Origin of the sequence: Orbus sasakiae (assembly GCF_039542345.1) — a bacterium.
Classification (GTDB): Bacteria; Pseudomonadota; Gammaproteobacteria; order Enterobacterales; family Orbaceae; genus Orbus; species Orbus sasakiae.
This window is the reverse complement of record NZ_BAABHY010000005.1, coordinates 129,079-149,176: the sequence shown is the minus strand read 5'-3', so window position 1 is coordinate 149,176 and position 20,098 is coordinate 129,079. Positions and strand designations below refer to the sequence as shown.

Sequence of the window (20,098 nt, the reverse complement as noted above, 5' to 3'; positions counted from 1 at the left end):
AAAGGAAATAAAATAATGATGATAAAAATAAAATGGGTGGGCTTGATGTGGATGGCATTGATGCTGACAGGCTGTGGTGGCCTTGGCACAATACCGACTGATAAACAGGATTATATTGGGACATGGTATGGCCAATATATCGTGTTAAGTATTTCTGCTGATGCTAAAGTCGATTATAAATACAAAAAGGGCAATACTTCAAAATCAATTTCTGCCCCGATTCTTGAGTTTATTGGTGATGATTTTAAAGTCGGTGCTTTTGGTATTGATACCGTGTTTGAAGTCTCAACTAAGCCATATCTGGAAGATGGTATCTGGAAAATGGTGGTGGATGATCAATTAGTCATGCGCAAGGATACTGAAAACGGCTTTGCGATCTGAGAACGTTGGATTGGCAAAAAAATAAAACGAGATAAGAAACTTATCTCGTTTTAGGGTGTGAAGCACGAAAAATCAATTATACTTCAGCGTTGGTAGGTCTTGGAATTAAGAACGAACAAAGTAGCGCTAAGACCGTAATGACAAGTCCTAACAGCATTCCATTAAAATATCCATCAAGTGAATTACCACTCATGATTTGCATAGCTGGTAGTAACGCAAAACTTAACCCGGCTCCTAAGTTAAATGCACCCGCATTCATGCCCGGTAAAAAACCAGGGTTATCAGTTGGCGATAAAACAACCCCTAATCCGTTAAGGATAATATTTGCCATTCCAGCATAGAAGATACCCAATACAATCACGCCAATGGCTAAAATCGGTAATGAATGTAAGCCATAGAACATGATAATTAGGATACCGACAATACACCCTATTAACCCTAGTTTAAGTACTCTGTTATAGCCTAATGTTGGTGCAAGGCGTCCTGAGAATGGACCAACAAGCCAGCCAATCAATGCGTAAGGCGTTAAAAATATTAGTGAAGCCCAGTCTGCGTCAAAACCAAAACCAATGTCGCGATTTTGTGCTACCGACATCACTAAGCCATTAACCACCGCAAAAATACCGGTCATGGTTAATGTTGTTGTTAGTAAGAGTGCCCATGTGCTACGGCGTTTTAAATGGGTTGTCGTAACAAGGGGCTGGCGATTACGTTTTTCGGCGATCCAAAATAGGATAAAACAGATAACAGAAAATACCGTTAAGCCAGCAACACATAACCAGTTAGCATTTTTAAGTTGTCCTGCTTCATTGAGTGCTAATAATAGTCCTGCAATGGTTAACACAAGTAATAACACACCCACCCAGTCCATTTTGGTGCCTGATGACGGTTTTGATTCTGGTGCAAAGCGATAGACTAAATAGGTTGAGATCGCTGCAACAATCGTGATGACCCAAAATACAGAGCGGAAGCCAAAGTTGGTGGCTAATACGCCGCCGGCAATTGCATCGATACCCGCAATACCACCATTAACTGCGGTGACAATGCCCATTAACATGCCGTATTGTTTTGCATCTTTGACTTCATGGCTGAGCATCAGTAAACATAATGGTACAACCGGACCCGATACACCTTGAATAATACGAGCAGCGTAAAGCACTTCAATATTTGGCGCAATGGCAGCTAAAATCGTACCTAACGTCATGATGAGCAACATACCCGTTAAGACTTTTTTACGGCCTTTAATATCGCTTAATCGTGGTAAAAAGAGTGAAAATAGGGCTGCAGCGGTGAAAAAGGCCGTTTGCGATAAGCCGACCGCGGCATCATTGGTCTTTAATTCATTGGCAATGGTGACTAGCACCGGACTTAGCATACTGGCATTGAGCTGGAATGCTACACAGGCCGCAAGTAATGCGACCATTAATGTGAAAACGCTTTTTTGATCAGTCGTTTTTGTTGTCATACTTTTACCTCACCAATGCGTTTTAGGGCATCAACAACTAAATCCCAAAAGCCTGTGTGGTCAAGTTTTGTTGCGACTTTAGTGTGACATGATTCATCTGCTGGGAATCGGAAGTCAGCAACAGTCATTCCCAGAGTGAGTGTCCCCGTCAGTTCAATATCAACAGGTACGCGCTGCGTTTGAACTAAATCAGGATTAATCACGTAAGCAACGGCACAAGGATCGTGCACAGGTGGATAAGTAAAGCCTTGTGCTTGTTTGTACATTTTGCCAAAGAACTCAAGAAGCTCTAATACAAATTGAGCGGGTTGTGTTTTAACTGCGGCAATTTTTTCAACGACTTCTGGCGTAGCAAGGGCTTGGTGAGTGAGATCAAGTCCAACCATGACGACCGGCCATTTTTCGTTAAATACAATGTGCGCGGCTTCTGGGTCAATCTTAATATTAAATTCGGCAACAGCACTCCAGTTACCGACGTGGTATCCACCACCCATAAGCACGACTTCTTTTACGCGCTCAGCAATTTTAGGTTCTTTACGAACAGCCAAGGCGATATTGGTTAAACCACCTGTTGGTACCAATGTAATGGTTTTTGGTGGATGAGACATAATCGTATCGATAATTAAATCAACGGCATGTCTTGGATCTAATTTAATGGTTGGTTCTGGTAGAACCGGTCCGTCCATACCTGAGTCACCATGAATATCTGGTGCGACTTCAATTTGTCTGACTAATGGTCTTACGCTACCGGCAGCAAATGGCACATTAGTAATATTGGCAATACGAGCAACCGCTAAGGCATTACGGGTTACTTTTTCTAATGTTTGGTTGCCAACAACAGTTGTTACGGCTAATAATTCAATATCGGGATTGCCATGTGCTAATAAAATTGCAATCGCATCATCATGTCCTGGGTCACAGTCAAGAATAATTTTTTTAGGTTGTTGAGTCATTATTCGTTCCTTCTATAGTAATTTATTTATTAGCCATTCTTTGGATTACAAGTTGATGAGATGGCATATTAGATGCACCTTCGCGTTCTACGGCTAACGATGCAAAAGCGGAAGCATAAACTGCTGATTGGTAAATGGTTTGTCCTTTGGCTAAGGATGCACAAAACGCACCGTTAAAGGCATCACCCGCACCTGTTGTATCAACAGGAACTGCTGGGAATGGTTTAACATGTTGGTGATCTTTGCCATCAAAAATCAGTGAACCTTTGCTACCAAGAGTAATAATTACCGTCTGAATACCTAATGCATGGATTTTTTCAGCGGCAAGTTTTGCAGTATCTAAATCGACGATTTCAATTCCAGACATTAAACTGGCTTCGGTTTCATTTGGTGTAATGATATCGGTGTATTTGACCAGTTGCATCATCTCAGCCGAGTACGGCGCAGGATTTAAAATCACTTTCACACCCAGTGCTTTGGCAAGTCGCATCGCGTTGCGTGTTGCATCGAGGTTATTTTCAAGCTGAACTAATAAGATATCAGATTGTTTAAGATGGCTTTCAAGCGCCACAATCTCTTCATCGGTAATGGTTAAGTTTGCCCCAGAATAGACCGCGATCATATTTTCGCCATCTTCTTCTGACACATAAATCACCGCATTGCCGGTGGGTTCTTTATCCGATTGATATAAGGTAAATGAATTAATTTTGGATGAAGATAGGTGATCATGTGCAAATTGACTAAATTGATCTTTACCAACTTTCGCCACAAAATGAACTTTTGCTTCTGCATAACTTGCAGCAAGCGCTTGGTTTGCACCTTTACCGCCAGGGCCAATCATACTTTTTTGAGCCAGTATTGATTCTCCGCCTTTTGGAAACCGTGCTACTTGGGCCACAATATCAATATTAAATGAACCCAAAATACAGATATTACCGTTCATTTTTTCTCCTCGATTTTTTTCTTTCTGTTTTTTATATCTTGTCAGTAATGAGGTAATGTTTTCTTTACTGGTAACGTTGCTAACAAATTTTTGTCTCAAAATCATGGCGCCACCATAACAACGGATAACCAGATTTTGCTTAGCAAGTGAAGTTAAATCTTTTCTAACGGTTTCTTTCGAAACATGAAACGTATCAGCAAAATATTGCACACTGCCTTTTTCATGTTTATCCAAGTAATCCAAGATAGCTTTTTGCCTTTCTTCTAAAAACATAAAGTCACCCTCTCAATGATGAAATGAAGTATAGCGAAAATAAAAAAATAAAAGAGTGATAAAAATCATAACTTATAACACCAAACGGAAGCAAACGGAACTCGACTTTGGTTGCACATGATTTGGCGGATTTTATCGTTAAAAGGGCAATAAATGGACAAAAAAAAGCCAGCTTAATCATTAAGCTGGCAAAACATTGGAAGCAATGTGAGCAATGTCATACCCTTTTAGACGGTACATCATATCTATCAGAGCACTTGATAATGATAATAATTATCATTTACGGAATCAAGCATTATTTATCGATCTTTACAATTTATTTATAACTAATTGATTAATATTATTTTACATAAACTGTTTCAACGCCTTCTTCATCACTTTCATCCCAATCGTCGAAGTCATCATCATCATCTAATGCTTCATCCATGGCTTGTTGGTGATAGTCATCCCACATAAATTCAACTTTTTCTTTTGGTTGATCCGCTTGTTCTAGTTCTCTTGGATGTTCATTAATGTAACCCATCAAGTCCCAACAAAGCGGTTTAACACCTTCTTGATTGACAGCTGAGATAAGGTAATACTTATCTTGCCAACCTAATTGTTTAACAATTTCAGCGGCTTTTTGTTCAGACGCTTCTTTACCTAATACATCCACTTTATTAAAGACCAACCAACGTGGTTTTTTGGCTAATTCTTCACTGTATTGCGCTAACTCTTGAATGATAACGCGGGCATTTTCAGCAGGATCTGACTCATCAATTGGGGCAATATCAATAAGGTGAACTAAAACACGGCAACGCTCAAGATGTTTTAAAAAGCGAATACCCAAACCCGCACCTTCAGAAGCGCCTTCGATTAGACCAGGAATATCAGCAACAACGAAACTTTGTTCATTGTCCATTCTGACAACCCCAAGACTTGGCACTAATGTTGTAAACGGATAATCAGCAACTTTGGGTTTTGCCGCAGAGACAGCGCGGATAAAGGTTGATTTCCCTGCATTGGGTAAACCCAGCATTCCCACGTCGGCTAATAACAGTAATTCAAGCAAAATATCACGTTTTTCACCAGGTGTACCATCAGTTTTTTGTCTTGGTGCGCGGTTTACTGACGATTTAAAACGTGCATTACCTAAACCATGGAAACCGCCTTTTGCGACCATGATTTTTTGCTGGTGTTTGGTTAAATCACCAATCACTTCATTCGTATATTTGTCCATAATACGCGTACCCACTGGCACTTTAACCGTAATATCGTCACCACGTTTACCGGTACAGTCTGAACCTTGGCCATTTTGCCCACGGCCTGCGCGATACGCTTTTTCAAAACGAAAATCGATCAGGGTATTGAGGTTTTCATCAGCAATAAAGTAGACATCACCACCGTCACCACCATCACCGCCGTCAGGGCCACCTCTTGGAATATATTTTTCGCGGCGGAAACCGACGCAACCATTACCACCATCACCGGCTTCAACTCGGATGGAAGCTTCATCAACAAACTTCATTCTTGTTCTCCTTTTTTCCGGTTAATTAAAAACCCTTTTCTATGATGCCATACACGATGGCCGATTGTTGCAAACATTGCACCACATACTACCGCGAACGCGCCAATATACCCGAGTATATTTAAGTATTGCATAGCAAAACTATTTGGCCAGATAAGCGCTAGCATATCTGAGAAGATTAAGGCAAATAACGGCGTTAGTGTTGTAATCGCACTAACTTGTGCGGCTTGCCATCGCTCCATGGCGGCGACCAACGCACCATAAGCAATGATGGTATTGAGCCCACAAAACACTAGCGCAAATATTTGACCCGCATTCGCTTTAAATATCTCAAAGGGTGATGCGACCGGTAATAAAACAATCGAACAAATAAGGTAAATTAACCATAACAATTGTTCTGCACGTAATTTTTTTAACAGGACTTTTTGAGCAAGTGCATAAAGCGCCCAAGATATCGCTGCAAAAACAACTAACCAAACTCCTAAACCATATTCAGACATGTTAGTAAAAAGGTCTAGAATATTTTTATTAAAGAACAAAATTAAACCTACCACAAGAATCAACATTCCGATGATTTGTGTTGGTCGAAGCTTTTCTTTAAAGATGATTGCACTTGAAATCATAAAGATAACAATACCAAGCTGAGCAACCACCTGAGATGTTGTCGCCGATAAATGTTTAACACCGGAGGCAAACATCACAAAATTACCTAATAGTCCAAAACCGGCAATCAGCAACATGATCAAACGCCGACGTTTTTTGAACAGTGAAAAATTAGGGAACTGTTTTTTATATGCAAGCCAAAATGTTAAACCCAAGGCCGAAATAGCAAAGCGGTACCAAACGATTGTATAGGGATCAAAAGCAACTAAGGCATATTTCATCGCAATAGGGATTACACCCCACATAATTGCGGTTAGTATAGCCAGTAGAAAACCTACTTTAATATTCTGCTGCTGAATCATGATGAAAAATCACTAAAAAATAATGGTTTGATATAGACTAAACTAACTCAGTATTGATTATTAATCAACCTTGTTGATCGGTCTGGATAGTGTTTTAGTATAAATGAAAAAAGCCCCACAAAACTGTGAGGCTTTTTAAATCAAGTTCGTCTTAATTAGCTATTAGCAATAACGCTAACAAAACGACGATTTTTAGGGCCTTTAACTTCAAATTTTACTTGTCCGTCAATTAGGGCAAATAAAGTATGGTCACGACCACAGCCAACATTTGTTCCTGGGTGGAATTGTGTTCCACGTTGACGAACTAAAATGTTACCCGCTAAAACTTCTTGACTACCGTAACGTTTAACACCTAAACGTTTACTTTGGGAATCACGTCCATTACGTGATGAACCACCAGCCTTCTTATGAGCCATTGTTAGTTACTCCTATTAAGCAATTGCAGTGATCTTAACATCAGTAAACCACTGACGATGACCTTGTTGTTTACGGTAATGTTTACGGCGACGGAATTTAACAATCTTAATTTTGTCACCACGACCGTGTTCAACGATTTCTGCTTTAACTGTTGCACCTTCAACAAACGGAGCACCAACTTGGATGTCTTCACCATTTGCTACCATTAAAACTTTATCGAATACGATTTGTGAACCGGTTTCGACTTCTAATTTTTCCAAGCGAACGACTTGTCCTTCGCTGACTCGGTGTTGTTTACCACCACTTTGGAAAACTGCGTACATATCTAACTCCGCAATAAAAAGCAGACAACATCATTTAAATTCTTTACAGTCTGCATAGATTGATCATATAGGGCGTGAATTTTACGCAAAAAATATTTGTGTTGCAAGCGCTGTTTAATAAAAGATCGTAAAAAGTGATAAAAAAGATCGGCAAAACATTATTTTAGTGCTTGGTTTGTCTATATTTTAATCACTCATGCCATTAAATGTAAATCGTTCTCATTTTGCCACCATCGAATTGTTATTGATTTTATGTATCTTTATAAAGGATAACCGTCAGGCTTATCGGCAATCTTGGTTTATCATATATAAACGTGGTTCTTGAGAGTAAGCTCATTGTTTTAAAAATATTAAGATGACGCTCATTACCTACTATTTTGACTAAATAGACGAGAAATAATCTTCATTATTATGTGCTATAGCTAAACAATGAGCACAAAAACAGAGAATATAATGATTAACTTTTGATTAACTATTGATTTATTTTTTTGAATAGATAGACTATATTGTTGAGGCAGACAGTGCGTCATGCTAGGCGCATAAGTCGTGTTGGCCATCATATAACATAACGCCAATCAACATGAGGGTGATTTAATATGAAAGAGAAAAGAATTAGTTTAATTGATCATCATATTCAGTTGGCCGGCTTTTGTTCTATGGACGAATTGTGTCAACATTTCAATATTTCAATTAGTACACTACGCAGAGATATTAATACTCTTCTGACACAAAAGCGGGTACAAAAAGTTTATGGTGGTGTAGCCAGTTTTGTGCAAAATGTGATTCCGTTTGAGAATCGAGGCATTATTAATAAGGTCGCTAAATCCTCGATTGCGGAACAGGCTGCAAAATTAATTAATTCTAATGAGCTCATTTTTATTGATTCGGGCACCACCGTGCGTGAAATTTTGCATTTTCTCCCTAAGCATGTGGCGAAGTTAACCGTATTAACCAACAATTTGGATATTATTAATTATATCGCAGATCATCGAGCCGATATTGGTTTAATCACCTTAGGCAATTTTTATAAAACATCGACGCGATCGTTTGTTGGTGATGATACTGTACACATTATTGATAAATATAATATTAATAAAGCATTTATGGCTGCAACCGCCGTGTCGATTGAAAATGGTTTAACGAATTCCGATGTACAGGAATTTGAAATTAAACGCAAAATCGTTTTAAAAGCCAACAGTGTGTTTTTATTGGCTGATATTTCTAAATTTGATAGCTCAACTTTGATGACGTATGCTCAGTTGTCTGAAATGGATGGCATTATTACCTCAGCATGTCCATCTAAACACTATGTTGATTATTGTAAAACCCATCATATTCAACTGATTTATTAAATCACACTGCTTAAAATCTTGAGTGTTTGTCAACAACTGTTCAACATCAAGTTATAACTTATTCTATTATGCCTTGCCTAAATATCCGGTTTTGTTCGATTCAGCGAAAGAGTGAAATCTATAATACATTGATTTTTATTATTTAAAATAACACCTCACCATCCTCAACGTATTGTTTGAATACCCTTATCCGAAATTGTGCGTTAATCCATTTTTACTGATCAGTCATTTTATATTAAAAGTGTGAAATTTGACTCATTGATGCCATCAATTTAGTCATCTTAGTCAAAAATATGTCCAAATATGCCACGCCGTTTCGTCATTTTCTTTTTAACATAGCGATTAACAAAACATTAGAGTTGTAGAAGAGTCATTATAGGTACCTGTTTTACCGTTAGTCTGGCGTCATGCGTCAAAAAGTGCAGGGCAGTGACCTATGTCATCTAAGCTATCTAGTGAAAAGAGGAAATTGTATGGAAAATTATGTTTCAACAAATACCGCTTCAGGCCCCAATAGTAAAACAAAAATGGAGCCATTTGTTAAAGTCATTGCTGCAATAGCAACATTGGGCGGATTATTATTTGGTTATGATACAGGTGTGATTGCTGGGGCTTTACTATTTGTTAATGTGGAATTAGGTTTAACCCCCTTCACAACCGGTCTTGTTACCAGCTCTCTGCTTTTTGGTGCTGCTATTGGAGCTATGACGTCAGGCAAAATGGCCGATAAAAAAGGCCGCCGTACCGTTATCATTTTTCTGGCACTATTATTTGTCGTTGGTGAGATCGGTTCAGCAACCGCACCGAATGTCGAAGTGATGATTGTCTTCCGTATTATTTTAGGTTTAGGCGTTGGTGGCGCGGCGACCATTGTTCCTGTCTATATCGCTGAAATTGCGCCCGCCAACCGCCGTGGACAATTAGTGACAATGCAAGAGCTCATGATTGTTACTGGGCAATTTTTAGCTTACGTTTCTAATTACTGTTTTGACTCCGTGTGGGGAGGAGAAACAACATGGCGTTATATGTTAGCAATTGCCTCTATTCCGGCTGTGATTCTATTTTTTGGGATGTTGTGTATGCCCGATACACCACGCTGGTATGCGATGTGGGGCCGTTTAGCTGATGCTCGACGTGTGCTTGAGAAAACGCGTTCAAAAGACGATGTGGTCTGGGAGATGCTAGAAATTGAAGAAACCATCGAAAGTGAAAAAAATCAAAGAGGTTCGATCAAGGATTTAGCAACACCGTGGATTTTTAAAGTATTTTTACTTGGCATTGGTATTGCCATGATTCAGCAACTCACTGGCATTAACGCCATCATGTATTATGCTCCGACCACGTTAACCGCAACGGGGATGAGCGCCAATTCAGCATTGTTTGCCACGATGGCAAATGGGGTAATTTCGGTGGTGATGACAATCGTCGGTATTATCTTGCTGGGTTTTATTGGTCGCAGGCCGCTTGTCTTAATCGGTCAAATGGGGTGTACCTGTTGCTTATTTTTTATTGCCGGCGTGTGTTTCTTCTTGCCCGAATTAACCGTAACCGGTGAACCAAACTTAGTACGCAGTTATTTGGTATTAGTTGGAATGTTGATGTTTTTATGTTTTCAGCAAGGCGCATTATCACCGGTTACTTGGCTACTACTTTCAGAAATATTCCCGATGCGCATTCGCGGTTTATGTATGGGCGCATCAGTATTTGGCTTGTGGTGTACCAACTTTACTATTGCGTTAGTTTTCCCAACTTTACTCAATTCATTAGGCTTAGCGGGGGCGTTTTTATGCTTTGCTTTACTCGGTATTTTAGGCGCCATTTTTGTTATTAAAGTCATTCCCGAAACCAAAGGACGTAGTTTAGAGCAAGTCGAGCAGTATTTTAAAGAAAAATACAGTGCCAAATAAAGATTACCAGTGCAATTGGTAGATTATGTGACCCAATTTATAAATGTCAGTCTTAACGAGTATTGATTAAGGAGAATATCATGAAAATAGATAGAGCGCGTTTTTGTATCAATCGAAAAATTGCTCCAGGACTCAGTATTGAAGAGTTTTTTAAAGTGGTTAAAAAATGTGGTTTAAATAAAGTTGAGATGCGTAATGACATGCCAAGCGGCAAAATTCTGGACGATTTAACGGTTGAGCAGTTCAATGTTTTAGTCAAAAAATATGATATTGAAATTGTTACCATCAATGCACTTTATCCGTTTAATTTACCGTCGGCGCGATCGGCTTTAACTAAAAAAGCCGAAGAGATGCTAAACATCGCAAAACAGATCAATGCGCAAGCTATTATTATGTGCCCTTATAACGAAGCTGATACCCGTACCTATGCACAACGTGAGGATGATACTGCGGACTCGATCAAATATTTTACTACGCTGTTTGCTAAATACCATATTAATGGCCTGGTAGAACCGCTGGGTTTCCCAGTGAGTTCATTGCGATCTTTTACCGTCGCTGGTCATTTAATTAAATCGGTTAAATCACCGTTTAAATTAGTACTTGATACCTTCCACCATCATTTAGCTGGTTTACCTATTAAAAACTATGCAGAAACAGTTGATGTTAGCTTAATTGGCTTAGTGCATTTGTCGGGCGTTGAAGATCAACGTGCGACGGAGTTCTTGACCGATGATGAGCGCATTATGCTGACAAAAGCGGATGTGCTCAAATCAAAAGAACAAGTTGTTGAGTTAGAAAAGCTTGGCTACAAAGGGGTATATGCTTTTGAACCGTTCTCTTCAACATTAAACGCATGGCGTGCGGCCGATGTTGAAAAAGCCATTAATGACAGTATTGATTACATTTTAAATTAATCAATCAATTTTAACGCATTGTAGGGGAAACACTATGACAGTAAGAATCGGAGTAATTGGAACGGGTGCAATTGGTCAAGAACACATTCAACGTCTTAGTAAAAAGTTGGTTGGGAGTCAAGTTGTCGCGATTAATGATATCAATGAAACTGCCGCCAAAACAGCGGTAAATCGTATTGGTATTGATGCTCAGTTTTATGCAAATGCACATGATTTAATCAAAGCCAGTGATGTTGATGCGATTGTCGTGACATCTTGGGGACCAACGCATGAAGAATTTGTCCTTGCATCAATTGCGGCAGGTAAACCGGTATTTTGTGAAAAACCACTTGCGGTCACGGCAGCGGGATGCAAAAAAATTGTTGATGCTGAAATCAAACACGGTAAACGCTTAGTTCAAGTCGGCTTTATGCGTCCTTTTGATAGCACCTACCGTCAACTAAAATCAGCGTTAGACAATGATGAAATAGGCCAACCGCTGTTATTAAATTGTAAACACTTTAACCCAGAAGTCGGCGATAGCTATACCACTGACATGGCCATTGTTGATACGCTTATCCATGAGCTTGATGTGCTACGTTGGTTATTGGATGATGACTATACGTCAGCGCGGGTTATCTATCCACGCAAAACATCAAAAGCATCTAGCCATTTAATGGATCCACAGATCGTCATTTTAGAAACCAAAAAAGGCATAGTGATTAATACCGAAATTTTTGTGAATTGCCAATACGGTTATGATATTCAATGTGAAGTTGTGGGCGAAACCGGTATTGCTTCATTACCCGAGCCAACGCAAGTTCCATTTAGGAAAGGAGGTAACTTGCAACGCGCAATCTTGGTCGATTGGAAAAAACGCTTTATTGATGCTTATGATGTGGAGCTACAAGCATTTATTAATAATATTGTTACGGGCAACTTTACTGAAGGGGCTTCTGCGTGGGATGGTTATGCCGCCGCCGTCGCGGCTGATGCATGTGTTAAAGCTCAGCAAACCGGCAATGTTGAAGCAATTGTAATGCCGGCAACGCCGAGTTTTTATAAAAAATAAGAGCACATAAACCTGGTAGATAATCCGATGCCCGATTGCGAGATGATCGGGCAATAATAGTGAGGAGCTGACGATGGATAAGACGAAAATTAAATTAGGGATCGCACCGATTGGTTGGACCAACGATGATATGCCTGAGTTAGGTAAAGAAAATACCTTTGAACAATGTGTGAGTGAAATGGCATTAGCCGGATTTACGGGGAGCGAAGTTGGTGGTAAATATCCACGTGATATTGCGGTTTTAAAACATAAACTTGCGGTGAGAGGCATTCAAATTTGTAATGCATGGACCAGTACGTTTTTTGGCGATGGTAAAAAAGACCAAACACTAAAAGCGTTTATTGAACAAATGGACTTTTTACACCAAATGGGTGCCAAAGTGATTGGTTGTTCTGAACAAAGTGGCAGTATCCAAGGCTTAAATAAACCGATTTTTGGTCATGAAAAACGTATTTTCAGTGACAAAGAGTGGAATTTATTGGCACAAGGCTATAACGAAATCGCTGGATTAGCGGCTGAAAAAGGGATGAAAGTGTGTTTACACCATCATATGGGGACAGCAATTCAAACCGCTGCTGAAATTGATCGTTACATGGCCGAAGTAAATGACGATGTTTATTTGTTGTTTGATACTGGTCATGCCTATTATTCAGAGGGATCACAGCAAGCGATGCTCGATATTTTACGTAAATACGTTGATCGCACAGTACATGTCCATCTAAAAGATGTTCGTGATGAACGCGTCGCAGAAGTGAAACAGAAGAAACTCAGTTTTTTAGATGGCGTTAAAAAAGGCACGTTTACGGTACCTGGTGATGGAGTTATTGATTTCAAACCTGTTTTTGATATTTTGAATCAAGCTCATTACCACGGTTGGATGGTTGTTGAAGCAGAACAAGATCCTGCCATCGCCAATCCTTTTGAGTATGCACTAAAAGGTCGTCATTATATTAAACAGTATGCTGGTATCTAATTTTGTCATAGCTTGCGCCTCGCGATGGTATCGGGGCGCTGAATGTTATCTCGCTGGGTATATTGTGTTCCATTGGGTATAAAAATGTGATGATGATCACAATCGCATGATATAAGCCAACTCTTATTTGATCCTGTTCACAAAAAATTCTTTTGTTATTTTACAGTTTGTCGATAAACCGTTAAAAGATTATTAGTTGACTATATTTTGAATAATTATTGATTTATTGGTGCGTTAATTTATTGCTATTATTGTCATGATAATAAAGCATAATGACGCTTATAAATTATGTTTTATTTATTTTATAGCACGGGAGCCTTTTGATCCTATGGAACGACTAACCATAAAACAATTTTTTAATCATGAGTGTGATCTGTTTGCGTTTGATTATACGGATCCAGAGATTAATGATCGTGAACACACCCATGAATTTGATGAATTAGTGATTGTTGATGAAGGATATGGCGTACATGTTCTCAATGGTTCGCTCTATTTTATTCAAGAAGGTGATGTGTTTCTGGTTCGCAAAACGGATCGTCATTTCTATAACGAACTCGGTACGCTGAAGTTAATGAACATTCTGATCAATCCGAATGTGTCATTCCGCTATTTAAGAGACCTTGATTTTATTTGGCAGCAACTGTTAGTTAAGCAAGATTTACCATTTATTTGGTTAATGAATAAAGATAAAGAAGTGTGTATTAAATTAGCAAAAGAGATAGGTCAGGTATATTCTCAAAATATGTCCAATGAGATGAGTGAGTTATTGCAAATAGAAATGCTATTTATGCAAATTATCAGTACCATTTTAACGAGCCAAAAGATGTCACAGAAAAACAGTACCCAATATAAAATCAGAAATTTACTGCGCTATTTACAGCAAAACTATTTTGAACAAATTGATTGGCAGAATGTGTCTGATCGGTTTTTTATGTCAGGTAAAACGATCAATCGACAAATAAAGGATCTCACCGGATTATCCCCGGTTAACTATCTAAATCGATTACGCGTATTAGCGGGGCGAGATCGTTTGAGGCAATCTGATGATTTAATTACTGAAATATCATTATCATGTGGTTTTTCAAACAGCGACTATTTTGCTAAATGCTATCGAAAAAATTTCGGTATTTCGCCCTCTGATGAACGTAAATTTTTTAGTTAATCGTACAATGTAAAAAGATAAAATGATAATGTTTTGGTTTTTTTATTAAAAAATAAGTCACTAAGATGATAGGAAGTAATTTAAAAAAGGATTGAAATGAATCATTAAAATAAAAAATTAAATACAACATTATGTATTTAAATTAATTATTTTCATTTTTCTTTATTTTAATCCTTATTTTTATATCGAATAATTGTTTTCAAAAGTTAATCAAAATATTGTCATTTTAATTATTTTATGGTATTTTTTATTCATCAATATGTCGAGGTTAAATGTATCATTAAAACTCAGTTAGGAGATTTTATGGAAAAGCAATTTGATTTGATTACAGTTGGGCGAGCATGTATAGATCTTAATGCCGTTGAATACAATAGACCAATGGAAGACACCATGACGTTTGCAAAGTATGTGGGTGGTTCTCCGGTTAATATTGCCATTGGTACATCTAAGCTAGGCATGAAAGTTGGCTTTATCGGTAAAGTTTCTAATGATCAACATGGTCGTTTTATCAAAAAATATATGGCTGATGTCGGTATCAATACTGACCATACTATCTTTGACCAAGAGGGGCATACCTCAGGTATGGTGTTTACTGAAATAAAAAGCCCACAAGAGTGCAGTATTTTAATGTATCGTGAAAATGTGGCAGACCTCTATCTTCGTCCTGAAGAAATCCAAGAAGATTACATCAAAAAAACCAAAAAAATCCTGATTTCGGGTACCGCCTTAGCAGGGAGCCCCTCACGTGAAGCGGTCTTCCAAGTGGTCAAATATGCACGTAAACATAATGTCGAAATTCTCTTTGAGCTTGATTACCGCTATCCAACCTGGAAATCCGATGCTGAAACCTCGATTTATTATTCATTAATGGCTGAGATGGCTGATGTGGTTATTGGTACACGCGATGAGTTCGATAAGCTTGAAAATAAGCAAGGTGAAAATAACGAAACGGTTGCGTATCTTTTCCAATATCGCCCAAAATTGATCGTGATTAAACACGGCGTAAAAGGATCGTATGCGTACACCAAAGATGGACAAATTATTGATGGTAAAGTCTATAAAAGTAATGTACTTAAAACATTTGGTGCAGGTGATTCTTACGCTTCAGCATTCTTATATGCGCTGAGTCACGGTAAAAGCATTGAGGTCGCGCTAAAATTTGGTGCAGCGGCGGCGGCAATTGTTGTCAGCAAACACAGTTCATCGGAAGCAATGCCAACGGTTGCGGCAATTGAAGCTTTAATCAAAGAACAAGATAAATAACCATAAATAAGGTGATAACGCATCTGTTTTTACTTCGGATGATGATACCTCGGTAAATGTTATATCACCTTTTACAATATGCTTTATTTGATTGCTGGGTTTGTTAATGTTCTTTTTGTACTAAAGGAGTCATTATGACGTTTGTATCAATGAAAAATATGCTGACTCAGGCAAAGCGTGATCATTATGCTGTCGCACAAATCAATATTAATGGTTTATTGTGGATACAAGCTATTTTAGCCAGCGCACAGCGCCAGCAAGCCCCGATTATTGTCTCGGTGTCTGATCGTATGGTCGAATTTTTAGGCGGGTTTGAATGCATTTATCAAATGGTGCTAACCACCCATAAAAAACTCGATATTCGTGTGCCAGTGGCGTTACATCTCGACCATGGTGCGAGTGTTGACCATTGTTTACAAGCTATTGATGCTGGTTTTAGCTCGGTCATGTTTGATGGTTCGCATAGCCCTATTGAAGAGAATATTAAACATACCAAGATTGTGTGTGATTATGCCAAAAAACACGGTGTTTCTGTTGAAGCAGAAGTCGGCACTGTGGGGGGCAATGAAGATGGTTTGATTGGCGGTGTGCGCTATGCTGATTTTAATGAGTGTATCACATTGGTTGAACAAACTGATGTTGATGCCTTAGCGCCAGCATTAGGATCGGTGCATGGTAAATATAGCGGAAATGGTCCACAGCTTGGTTTTACAGAAATGGCACGTTTAAATAATGCATTAACAATCCCATTAGTACTGCATGGCGCATCGGGTATTCCTAACGATCAGTTACAAAACTGTATTCAATTAGGGCACGCTAAAATTAATTTTAATACGGAATTAGTTACCACATGGGCGCAGTCTGTACGCCATACTATGCAAACGCATCCTGAGTTTTGCGAGCCGAGATTGATCATGTTACCGGCCAAACAGGCTTTGATGGATAAGATTACTCATATTATTGATGTCACAGGGTCAGCCCATCGGGCCTAATATGCTTAGGTGGCTGTAACCGATTTATAAACAGAATGATTGCTAAGATCGATAAAATAAGGGAAATATTACTATGTCATCATCTATTTTATCTAAAAAAATGGCGCCAGATGCATTAGGCCGAATTCAACACATTACGCCTGAAAATGCACATTGGCGTTATATAGGTTTTGATGTGTATCAATTAAAATCAGGCCAAAGCCTCGCTTTTGCAACGGATAGTCGTGAATATTGCTTGGTACTTGTTAGCGGACTTGCTTCTGTACAAACGACCCATGAAACGTTTGCACATATCGGTAAACGAATGAGTCCATTTGAGCGGATTCCACCTTATTCCGTCTATGTTCCACATCATGATCACGTGACCGTTAATGCAGAAACTGACTTAGAGCTAGCTGTGTGCAGTGCGCCTGGCTTTGGTACATTGCCTGCGCGTTTAATTGCGCCAGCTGATGTTGGTACAGAGCATCGAGGTAAAGGTAAAAACCAGCGTTACGTACAAAATATTTTACCGGATGACAAATTAGCAGATAGTTTATTAGTGGTTGAAGTGTATACCGATGAAGGGAATACCAGCTCTTACCCAAGCCATAAACATGATCAGGATAACTTCCCTAATGAAACGCTATTAGAAGAGACGTATTACCACCGTTTTAATCCAGCACAGGGTTTTTGTCTGCAGCGTGTTTATACCGATGACCGAAGTTTGGATGAGTGCGTTGCTGCGTATGACAAAGATGTTGTGAAAGTACCAAAAGGTTACCACCCAGTGGCAACAATCGCGGGGTATGATAGCTATTATTTAAATGTGATGGCAGGGCCTGTTCGTCAATGGCGTTTTACGTGGGAAGCTGATCATGCTTGGATCAATAGTGATGCTTATCCGGTTAAACAAGAGAAATAAATCTCGGTCATGACCCAATAATTAATTTGTATTTAGGGAGATAAAACTATGTATCAGCAAGACGTGATAATTACCTCACCCAATGGCATCCATACGCGACCTGCTGGGCGATTAGTTCAAGAAGCAATGACTTTTCAGGCTGATATTACCGTGACATCAAGCGGTAAAAATGCCAATGCAAAAAAACTTTTTAGCCTACAAACGTTAAACCTCTCTCACGGCTGTACGCTGACCATATCAGCACAAGGCGTAGATGAAAAAGAGGCAGTAAACCATTTAGTGGCGTTAATTAAAAATTTATAAACGGGTTGGAAGCATGTAAGACAACAATAACAATTTAGCGCTTACCAATGTTGTACAATGCTTTGACGATAAAAATTAATATAGTGAGGCGGGTATTATGGCAAAAATCAGACTGACAGTAGCCCAGGCATTAGTAAAGTTTTTAGATAATCAGTATGTTGACGTTGATGGGCAAGAGATAAAATTTATTGAAGGTATTTTTGGTATCTTTGGTCATGGTAATGTGATTGGTTTAGGCCAGGCTTTAGAGCAAGATAGTGGTGGGTTAATCGTTAGGCAAGGCCGTAATGAACAAGGTATGGCCCACGCGGCAATTGGCTTTGCTAAACAAAAACTTCGCCGTCAAATTTATGCTTGTACATCATCCGTTGGGCCAGGCGCTGCCAACATGATTACTGCCGCCGCTACTGCTTCAGCAAACCGAATTCCATTACTGCTATTGCCCGGTGATGTGTATGCTACCCGCCAACCTGATCCGGTTTTACAGCAAATTGAACAATCTTATGATTTAAGCCTTAGTACCAATGATGCCTTTAAAGTTGTAAGCAAATATTGGGATCGTATTGCCAGACCAGAACAATTAATGAGCGCCTGTGTGAATGCGATGCGCGTATTAACCGACCCCGCGGAAACGGGAGCCGTAACGCTGGCTTTACCACAAGATGTACAAGGTGAAGCTTATGATTATCCTGATTATTTTTTTCAAAAACGCGTTTATCGTATTGAACGCACTCCGCCAACCCAGCCGATGGTTGACGATGCCATTAAGTTATTAATCAGCAAGCGTAAACCACTGATTGTATGCGGTGGGGGCGTTAAATATTCGGCAGCCGCAGATGCGCTGCGTCAGTTTGCCGAAAAATATGCGATTCCATTTGCTGAAACTCAAGCAGGTAAAGGCGCCATTGTTTCTTCACATTATTTAAATGTCGGTGGCATTGGTGAAACGGGGTGTTTAGCGGCTAATACACTCGCTAAACAGGCTGATTTAGTGATTGGGATTGGTACACGTTATACGGATTTTACGACATCATCAAAATGGATTTTCCAACATCCAGATGTGGATTATTTGAACCTTAATATTTGCCGTTTTGATGCTTTAAAACTCGATGGGGTAGATGTTGTTGCTGATGCTAAAGTGGCTTTAGAGGCATTATTAGCGGCCCTTGCCAAGCATTCATTCCAAGCTCAATGGGGTGACAGTATTGCCGATGCTAGGGAAGCCTATCATCAAGAAGTTGATCGCGTTTATCATGTTGAATACAATGAAACGGATTTTGTTCCCGAAATTGCAGATCATATTGATCGTAAAAAAGTATTTGCAGAATTTATCGCGCTCACCGATTCTTGCTTAACGCAAAGTCGCGCGCTAGGCGTGATTAATCGAAGCTTAAAAGAGACGGATATCATTGTCGGCGCATCGGGCAGCTTACCGGGTGATTTACAACGCGTTTGGCAGTGTAAAGGTGTTAATACGTATCATCTTGAATATGGTTATTCTTGTATGGGATATGAAGTTAATGCCGCCTTAGGCGTTAAAATTGCAGAACCAACACGAGAAGTTTACTCGATGGTGGGGGACGGCTCTTACATGATGCTCCACTCCGAATTAGTGACGTCAATTCAAGAAGGTAAAAAGATTAATATTCTGCTGATGGACAATATGACTAATGGTTGTATTAACAATCTTGAATTAGAACACGGGATGGATAGCTTCGGCACTGAATTCCGTTTTAGAAATGACAAGACCGGTAAACTTGATGGTGGATTTGTGCCTGTTGATTTTGCAATGAATGCTGCCTCTTATGGATGTAAGACTTATACAGTAAGAACGGCTGAAGAGCTTGAAGCAGCAATAATCGATGCAAGACGTCAAACGGTTTCAACACTCATTGATATTAAAGTATTACCAAAAACCATGATTCATAAATACTTAAGTTGGTGGCGTGTGGGGGTGGCACAAGTTTCAACCAGTCAACGTATTGATGATGTTGCACAATGGTTAAATCGCAATATTGAAAAGGCGCGTGAGTACTGAGCGTTAAGATGA

19 protein-coding genes are annotated in these 20,098 nt (G+C 39.3%); 12 read left to right on the top strand and 7 right to left on the bottom strand.

Features of this window, described 5'->3' with window-relative positions:
- Nucleotides 1-15: 15 nt before the first annotated feature.
- A complete protein-coding gene (locus tag ABEA36_RS09855; RefSeq protein WP_345491639.1) occupies nucleotides 16-381 on the top strand; it encodes a hypothetical protein in 366 nt (121 codons plus the stop codon).
- Nucleotides 382-457: 76 nt separating this feature from the next.
- Here ABEA36_RS09855 and uriT read toward each other — a convergent pair whose 3' ends face one another.
- The 7 genes from uriT to rplU all read right to left on the bottom strand — a co-directional run bounded on the left by uriT (nucleotide 458) and on the right by rplU (nucleotide 7,227).
- Entirely contained in the window at nucleotides 458-1,846 is a 1,389-nt protein-coding gene (gene uriT, locus ABEA36_RS09850) for a uridine transporter UriT (RefSeq protein ID WP_345491637.1), read from the bottom strand.
- On the bottom strand, nucleotides 1,843-2,799 hold the full coding sequence (gene uriH / locus ABEA36_RS09845; RefSeq protein ID WP_345491635.1) for a uridine-preferring nucleoside hydrolase UriH: 957 nt from the start codon (nucleotides 2,797-2,799) through the stop codon (nucleotides 1,843-1,845). The genes uriT and uriH overlap by 4 nt, the downstream gene beginning before the upstream one ends.
- Before the next feature lie 22 nt (nucleotides 2,800-2,821).
- Entirely contained in the window at nucleotides 2,822-4,015 is a 1,194-nt protein-coding gene (gene rbsK, locus ABEA36_RS09840; RefSeq protein ID WP_345491633.1) for a ribokinase, read from the bottom strand.
- A 340-nt stretch (nucleotides 4,016-4,355) separates the two neighbouring features.
- On the bottom strand, nucleotides 4,356-5,522 hold the full coding sequence (cgtA, locus tag ABEA36_RS09835) for an Obg family GTPase CgtA (RefSeq protein WP_345491631.1): 1,167 nt from the start codon (nucleotides 5,520-5,522) through the stop codon (nucleotides 4,356-4,358).
- Entirely contained in the window at nucleotides 5,519-6,487 is a 969-nt protein-coding gene (locus ABEA36_RS09830) for a DMT family transporter (protein ID WP_345491629.1), read from the bottom strand. The genes cgtA and ABEA36_RS09830 overlap by 4 nt, the downstream gene beginning before the upstream one ends.
- Nucleotides 6,488-6,642: 155 nt before the next feature.
- Nucleotides 6,643-6,903: a 50S ribosomal protein L27 gene (gene rpmA / locus ABEA36_RS09825; RefSeq protein WP_345491627.1), complete on the bottom strand. Its 261-nt coding sequence runs from the start codon at nucleotides 6,901-6,903 to the stop codon at nucleotides 6,643-6,645.
- A gap of 15 nt (nucleotides 6,904-6,918) precedes the next feature.
- The gene (gene rplU, locus ABEA36_RS09820) at nucleotides 6,919-7,227 is read right to left on the bottom strand and encodes a 50S ribosomal protein L21 (RefSeq protein ID WP_345491624.1); all 309 of its coding nucleotides are present in this window, start codon (nucleotides 7,225-7,227) and stop codon (nucleotides 6,919-6,921) included.
- A 596-nt stretch (nucleotides 7,228-7,823) separates the two neighbouring features.
- On the opposite strand from rplU, the gene ABEA36_RS09815 reads away from it, so the two are divergent.
- From ABEA36_RS09815 to iolD, 11 genes are all read left to right on the top strand, one after another.
- Nucleotides 7,824-8,579, top strand: coding sequence for a DeoR/GlpR family DNA-binding transcription regulator (locus ABEA36_RS09815; RefSeq protein WP_345491621.1), 756 nt, complete (start codon nucleotides 7,824-7,826; stop codon nucleotides 8,577-8,579).
- Nucleotides 8,580-9,052: 473 nt separating this feature from the next.
- Complete coding sequence (locus ABEA36_RS09810; protein WP_345491619.1) at nucleotides 9,053-10,486, top strand: sugar porter family MFS transporter; 1,434 nt, start codon at nucleotides 9,053-9,055, stop codon at nucleotides 10,484-10,486.
- A gap of 80 nt (nucleotides 10,487-10,566) precedes the next feature.
- Nucleotides 10,567-11,400, top strand: a complete 834-nt coding sequence (locus tag ABEA36_RS09805) for a TIM barrel protein (RefSeq protein ID WP_345491617.1) — start codon at nucleotides 10,567-10,569, stop codon at nucleotides 11,398-11,400.
- 34 nt (nucleotides 11,401-11,434) lie between these two features.
- A complete protein-coding gene (gene iolG / locus ABEA36_RS09800) occupies nucleotides 11,435-12,451 on the top strand; it encodes a bifunctional inositol 2-dehydrogenase/D-chiro-inositol 1-dehydrogenase (protein WP_345491615.1) in 1,017 nt (338 codons plus the stop codon).
- Nucleotides 12,452-12,524: 73 nt separating this feature from the next.
- The gene (gene iolE / locus ABEA36_RS09795) at nucleotides 12,525-13,424 is read left to right on the top strand and encodes a myo-inosose-2 dehydratase (protein ID WP_345491613.1); all 900 of its coding nucleotides are present in this window, start codon (nucleotides 12,525-12,527) and stop codon (nucleotides 13,422-13,424) included.
- A 328-nt stretch (nucleotides 13,425-13,752) separates the two neighbouring features.
- Entirely contained in the window at nucleotides 13,753-14,586 is an 834-nt protein-coding gene (locus ABEA36_RS09790; protein WP_345491611.1) for a helix-turn-helix domain-containing protein, read from the top strand.
- 303 nt (nucleotides 14,587-14,889) lie between these two features.
- A complete protein-coding gene (gene iolC, locus ABEA36_RS09785) occupies nucleotides 14,890-15,849 on the top strand; it encodes a 5-dehydro-2-deoxygluconokinase (RefSeq protein ID WP_345491609.1) in 960 nt (319 codons plus the stop codon).
- Between the two features lie 134 nt (nucleotides 15,850-15,983).
- Nucleotides 15,984-16,841 (top strand): class II fructose-1,6-bisphosphate aldolase, encoded by an 858-nt coding sequence (gene fba / locus ABEA36_RS09780; RefSeq protein ID WP_345491607.1) that lies wholly within the window; start codon nucleotides 15,984-15,986, stop codon nucleotides 16,839-16,841.
- Between the two features lie 73 nt (nucleotides 16,842-16,914).
- Nucleotides 16,915-17,745, top strand: coding sequence for a 5-deoxy-glucuronate isomerase (gene iolB / locus ABEA36_RS09775; protein WP_345491605.1), 831 nt, complete (start codon nucleotides 16,915-16,917; stop codon nucleotides 17,743-17,745).
- 48 nt (nucleotides 17,746-17,793) lie between these two features.
- On the top strand, nucleotides 17,794-18,048 hold the full coding sequence (locus ABEA36_RS09770) for an HPr family phosphocarrier protein (RefSeq protein ID WP_345491603.1): 255 nt from the start codon (nucleotides 17,794-17,796) through the stop codon (nucleotides 18,046-18,048).
- 97 nt (nucleotides 18,049-18,145) lie between these two features.
- Nucleotides 18,146-20,086: a 3D-(3,5/4)-trihydroxycyclohexane-1,2-dione acylhydrolase (decyclizing) gene (gene iolD / locus ABEA36_RS09765; protein WP_345491601.1), complete on the top strand. Its 1,941-nt coding sequence runs from the start codon at nucleotides 18,146-18,148 to the stop codon at nucleotides 20,084-20,086.
- The last annotated feature ends 12 nt before the right edge of the window (nucleotides 20,087-20,098 follow it).

Bases quoted from the DNA above. Each gene is read 5' to 3' on its own strand.
- ABEA36_RS09855 (WP_345491639.1), top strand. From the start codon at position 16: ATGATGATAAAAATAAAATGGGTGGGCTTGATGTGGATGGCATTGATG.
- uriT (WP_345491637.1), bottom strand. From the start codon at position 1,846: ATGACAACAAAAACGACTGATCAAAAAAGCGTTTTCACATTAATGGTC.
- uriH (WP_345491635.1), bottom strand. From the start codon at position 2,799: ATGACTCAACAACCTAAAAAAATTATTCTTGACTGTGACCCAGGACAT.
- rbsK (WP_345491633.1), bottom strand. From the start codon at position 4,015: ATGTTTTTAGAAGAAAGGCAAAAAGCTATCTTGGATTACTTGGATAAA.
- cgtA (WP_345491631.1), bottom strand. From the start codon at position 5,522: ATGAAGTTTGTTGATGAAGCTTCCATCCGAGTTGAAGCCGGTGATGGT.
- ABEA36_RS09830 (WP_345491629.1), bottom strand. From the start codon at position 6,487: ATGATTCAGCAGCAGAATATTAAAGTAGGTTTTCTACTGGCTATACTA.
- rpmA (WP_345491627.1), bottom strand. From the start codon at position 6,903: ATGGCTCATAAGAAGGCTGGTGGTTCATCACGTAATGGACGTGATTCC.
- rplU (WP_345491624.1), bottom strand. From the start codon at position 7,227: ATGTACGCAGTTTTCCAAAGTGGTGGTAAACAACACCGAGTCAGCGAA.
- ABEA36_RS09815 (WP_345491621.1), top strand. From the start codon at position 7,824: ATGAAAGAGAAAAGAATTAGTTTAATTGATCATCATATTCAGTTGGCC.
- ABEA36_RS09810 (WP_345491619.1), top strand. From the start codon at position 9,053: ATGGAAAATTATGTTTCAACAAATACCGCTTCAGGCCCCAATAGTAAA.
- ABEA36_RS09805 (WP_345491617.1), top strand. From the start codon at position 10,567: ATGAAAATAGATAGAGCGCGTTTTTGTATCAATCGAAAAATTGCTCCA.
- iolG (WP_345491615.1), top strand. From the start codon at position 11,435: ATGACAGTAAGAATCGGAGTAATTGGAACGGGTGCAATTGGTCAAGAA.
- iolE (WP_345491613.1), top strand. From the start codon at position 12,525: ATGGATAAGACGAAAATTAAATTAGGGATCGCACCGATTGGTTGGACC.
- ABEA36_RS09790 (WP_345491611.1), top strand. From the start codon at position 13,753: ATGGAACGACTAACCATAAAACAATTTTTTAATCATGAGTGTGATCTG.
- iolC (WP_345491609.1), top strand. From the start codon at position 14,890: ATGGAAAAGCAATTTGATTTGATTACAGTTGGGCGAGCATGTATAGAT.
- fba (WP_345491607.1), top strand. From the start codon at position 15,984: ATGACGTTTGTATCAATGAAAAATATGCTGACTCAGGCAAAGCGTGAT.
- iolB (WP_345491605.1), top strand. From the start codon at position 16,915: ATGTCATCATCTATTTTATCTAAAAAAATGGCGCCAGATGCATTAGGC.
- ABEA36_RS09770 (WP_345491603.1), top strand. From the start codon at position 17,794: ATGTATCAGCAAGACGTGATAATTACCTCACCCAATGGCATCCATACG.
- iolD (WP_345491601.1), top strand. From the start codon at position 18,146: ATGGCAAAAATCAGACTGACAGTAGCCCAGGCATTAGTAAAGTTTTTA.